At 36.5% G+C, this 4,143-nt stretch carries 7 protein-coding genes; all 7 read right to left on the bottom strand.

Going from position 1 to position 4,143, the window contains the following annotated elements:
• Nucleotides 1–383: 383 nt before the first annotated feature.
• Nucleotides 384–1,091, bottom strand: coding sequence for a nucleotidyl transferase AbiEii/AbiGii toxin family protein (locus CHB58_RS08975; RefSeq protein WP_089323767.1), 708 nt, complete (start codon nt 1,089–1,091; stop codon nt 384–386).
• Nucleotides 1,076–1,348, bottom strand: a complete 273-nt coding sequence (locus CHB58_RS08970; RefSeq protein WP_089323766.1) for a hypothetical protein — start codon at nt 1,346–1,348, stop codon at nt 1,076–1,078. Before CHB58_RS08970 ends, CHB58_RS08975 begins: the two co-directional genes overlap by 16 nt.
• Nucleotides 1,349–1,461: 113 nt before the next feature.
• Nucleotides 1,462–2,457, bottom strand: a complete 996-nt coding sequence (locus tag CHB58_RS08965) for a DUF1173 family protein (RefSeq protein ID WP_089323765.1) — start codon at nt 2,455–2,457, stop codon at nt 1,462–1,464.
• Entirely contained in the window at nt 2,402–3,238 is an 837-nt protein-coding gene (locus CHB58_RS08960) for a phosphatase PAP2 family protein (RefSeq protein ID WP_089323764.1), read from the bottom strand. Before CHB58_RS08960 ends, CHB58_RS08965 begins: the two co-directional genes overlap by 56 nt.
• Nucleotides 3,226–3,630, bottom strand: coding sequence for a type II toxin-antitoxin system VapC family toxin (locus CHB58_RS08955; protein ID WP_089323763.1), 405 nt, complete (start codon nt 3,628–3,630; stop codon nt 3,226–3,228). Before CHB58_RS08955 ends, CHB58_RS08960 begins: the two co-directional genes overlap by 13 nt.
• On the bottom strand, nt 3,596–3,832 hold the full coding sequence (locus tag CHB58_RS08950; RefSeq protein WP_089323762.1) for an AbrB/MazE/SpoVT family DNA-binding domain-containing protein: 237 nt from the start codon (nt 3,830–3,832) through the stop codon (nt 3,596–3,598). Before CHB58_RS08950 ends, CHB58_RS08955 begins: the two co-directional genes overlap by 35 nt.
• Nucleotides 3,833–3,945: 113 nt before the next feature.
• Nucleotides 3,946–4,143: hypothetical protein (locus CHB58_RS09115; protein WP_219350114.1), on the bottom strand; the 198-nt coding region annotated here is incomplete at its 5' end.

Raw genomic sequence — 4,143 nt, 5'->3', positions numbered from 1 at the left:
CGTGGTATAGGTTTATATTTAGCTGCATGGTTGTCCTCCTGGTAGTGGTTTTGGTTTTCTGAAAATTTGAATGTTTAGTGCTCTTAATATTTTAACTACCAGGTGGGCAGCCTTTTTCCTTTGGTGTGGGTGGGGAGTATGTGTATACCTATGCAGGGGGTTATTTCCAGAGGAATTGACAAAAAGTCCCCGGGACAATAAAATCACAAAAGGAGGTGGGAAATGAATACTACTACCATTGACCCTATAGTTGCACTGATATTGATGAGTTTAGCAGTTGTGATATTTGCAGGAGGAATTTTAATAATAAACCATGAAATTGACAAAAAAGAGAAATAATATGAGGGGCTTTGCCCCTCCTGCTTAATATTTTTTCACCCTGACTACCTTCCAGGATTCCTCTCTACTTCAGGCTTCTCAAAACCAAAAATTTCCGTTGCCACTATCCGGATAAAGTCTCCAGGAATTTCTTTTATTAGAGCTGGAGAAACTGAAAGTTCCTTTAAAATATTTAAAATCCCTTTATTCATCATCGCTTCCTGTAAAAAAGCGGCTCTGTTCTTTAAAATCTGTTCTTTTCCTTTTAAAAGTTCTTTAAAAACTGCTTTAACTCTCTCGGTTTTCTCCAAGTCTTTTAAAACAACATAGGCATCTAAAAAGTCTCTTATTTTCAAGCTTTCAGTTCTATAAAAAAATTTTTTGGCAAGTATCTCTTCCGGTTGTTCTACAAATATTTCTATGTCCGGATTCAATTTTTCCCTAACAGGTGCAATTCCACTTAAGTTGGGAGCAACTATAAAATCTATTTCCCTGTCTCCTGCTGATATTTTTACAAAGTTAGAGGCTTCTTCATAATAGATAGCTATACTTTCAGCATAATTGTTAAGCCTTGGAGATAGCATTGTCAAGTATTGAGGATCTGTAATGAGTATGTCAATATCTTTACTTTCTCTGTGCCAATAGTAAAACATTAAAGCGCTACCACCGCCAAAGGTCCATTCATTATCAGGAATTCCAGCTTCTTTTAAACAACCGATTGCAATTTTAAGCAGATTTAAAACTTCTCTTTTCCAGCTTACAAAATATTCCATAACTCCTCTAATCTCTTATTTTTAAACTTTGGTTTTATATATTGTTCATAGTAGTTTTTGAGTTCTTCCACGGTTATTTTGTGTTTATTACAGAATGATAGAACAGCAGAAACAGGCACTTCAGAAAAGAAAACCTCTATCTGTTCATTCAGAGGATACACTTTCGGGAATTCCTGTTTTTTTATAAGTTCTGCTAATTTCTCCTCTGTTATACAGTTTTTGTATGCACAGTTAACTGTCACTATTGCCGGGTGCATGATTGCTCCAGTCATCCGGTTAAATCAACGCCTATTTTTGTAATTTATGATTTTTTGAGGTTTTTGTTCTTATCAAAACTCACCACATTGCAAATTGGACAGTCGGCAAGTTTCTATCTGATTTCAATATCTTTATCACGATACTTCAGAACAACCGCTCCATCCCCAAAAACAACAAAATCCGGAATTTTCATGTTCAACAGCTTTCCCTTCAATTTCTTCAAAACTTCTGCTGTCAGCACCTTATCAAATCCTCTTGTTAAAGGCTTTAAAACAGTTTTCTCAATCCTGACAAAATCTCTTTCAGATTCCGATTTCACGGGTATTCCTTCAAAAATTCTAAATAAAAACAATCTCAAAAGATTACCCGGCCTGTAAAAGGAAACAAAAAAGAGCGGGGGAAAGAAATCTCCCATTATTCTTCTCTTTTTTTGGAAACTGTTCAACGGAAAATATACCTGTCTTTCCCTTCCCCTGTCTTTATCGCAAAATACGACATAACCGTTTGCTTTAACCGCTCTATCAAGTTCCTCAAAAGAAAAAATTATTCCGCTGTTACATTTAATCTCACTTTTTATAAGAAATTCATCAAAATCCTTTCCGGAAACTTTAAGCCGCTCTCTTAAATATCTGACAAAAACCCTGACAATCTCTTTTCCGGAAGGCTTCTCTATATTCCCGGAAAACCTGCTCACTCCTTTATTCTTTATATTAAAAGCAAAATAGTAACTTTCTGCAAACAGATGGAAAATAAGCCGATTGAATATTCTTTCTGCAATTCCGCTCCTGTGAAATATCCCGGGACTTACAGACATGCCATCTTCTGTTTCTTTTATAAACTTCTCAAGGCCTGAAAAAAATGGACATCTGTAAGAGTGAAAATCTTTCACACCGGGATAGGAAGCAATATAGAAAGAGTTCCTGTATTTTTTCACGTAAAGCTTCAGATATTCCCCCTCCGGAGATTTACAACCGCAGGTGAGATATCCTCTTCTGTGAACTTTCTCAAGCAGCTGCTGAATCTCCTCGGAACTCCTTATATCCCACCTATTTTCAATCAAAAAGCTTTTTAAAAACTTTCCGTCCTGCCAGGCTATCAATTTTCTCATCAATCTCTCCCGCAATTTTCCAGGCAAAAAGAGTTAGAGCGGTGCCGGCAATCCCGTCGCTCAAATAATGAAAACCAAGAAGAACACTTCCGGCAAATATCACCAGGTAAAGGAAAAATGCCGGAAGTTTTAATTTTTCCGGAGCAATCAGATAGATAAGGAAGGTATAAGCAACATGAAGGGACGGAAAAGCTGTATCGGCATACAGAGGGAATCTGCTTACATAACCATGCTGCTTAAGGAACAGGGTATCATTTGCCGTCAAACTGTGAAATAAGGCAACATCCTGAGGAAGATTTTTAAACGAAAATTCAAAAACCGGAGATTTAACCGGAAAGAGAATATAGATAGCAGCGGATGAAAGATAAAGAAGATAAAAGGTAACAAAAAATCTTCTTCTGCTGCGGTGTGAAAAAACTATAAGAAAAGGGGGAATAAAGTTAAGTGCAAGCCAGACATGTTCATAAAAGAATGAGAGTATCTCTGCTCCGGGATGAAAACTGGAAACAAGCAAGAAAACAGGTTTTTCTATATCAGCCAGGATTCTGTGATAGTTTCCTTCGGCAACAGCTGTGTATTTTAAACAGGTGTATATAAACAAAGAGATTATGAAAATAAGTCCGTAAAAGACAGCTTCTATCGCTTTTCTTTCAGCCTGTTCTTTCCGGTTTCTCAAAAGATCCACAAGAATGCCCACTCCTGTAAAAATCCAGAAAGATACAAGAGCGGTTAAAAAGAGGCCGCTTTCTTTCTCTACAATGGAGATGATCAATCTGTACATTTTTTTATCAGATCTTTATCAAAGGTTTCAAGCAAATACTTTCTTCCCCTTTTAAAAGCACACAGAAGAGCATCTACAAAACTCAGATTGGTAGTTTTATAGATTACCAGAGCTTTTTCTATAACTTCTTTATCCTGAACTTTGCATCCCTTTAGAAACAGAAAAAAGTTAAGAGCATTAACTATCTCGTTCCGGGGAACTTTGTACAGCTTTTGCAGGACAAAGACAACTTCAACAAAAACAGCCTGAGGAATAAAAAGATAGCATTCACCGCTTTTTACAGAGTTTATTATTTTTTCGGCTTTAAGATAAAGATCATTATCATCTTTCAAAAGATATCTCAGTATCACGTTTGTATCAAGTATTTTCTCTTTCCGTGAACCCTTCCTCAATAACCTTCTCCTCCCTCTCTTTTATTTTCTCATAAGATTTTTCTATGGCATATTTGCTGAGAATTCCCCCAGCATCTTTAACGGGTTTTAGGATAAGGGTATCTCCCTTCAATTCTACGGAAACAAACTGTGTTTTTAACTTTTTTCTTATATTTGCAGGGATAGTAATCTGACCTTTAGATGTAATCTTTGCTATTTTCATTATTACCTCTCGCTCATTCCTTACTTCATCTATAAATATTACTGATGTTTTTAGAATTTGCAAGCTTATTTTCAACTGCCTTTATTTGAGCACCTTCTATCACTGTTCCATCTTCAAAAATAAAAGTTGGAGTAACCTTTACTCCGGTAGGGGGTGAGCACATTCTCCCCACCCTTTTCCAATACCCCCAGCCTATTAGCCACCACAAAAACATCCTCAAGCAGCACAACAGGGAAACAAGCAACATTAAGATTAAACAAACAATCCCACTTACTCTTTAAAACCTCAAAAGGCGTTCTCCCATTCATACC

It is taken from the genome of Desulfurobacterium atlanticum (genome assembly GCF_900188395.1).
GTDB lineage: Bacteria > Aquificota > Aquificia > Desulfurobacteriales > Desulfurobacteriaceae > Desulfurobacterium_A > Desulfurobacterium_A atlanticum.
This window is presented reverse-complemented; position numbering and strand designations above follow the sequence as displayed.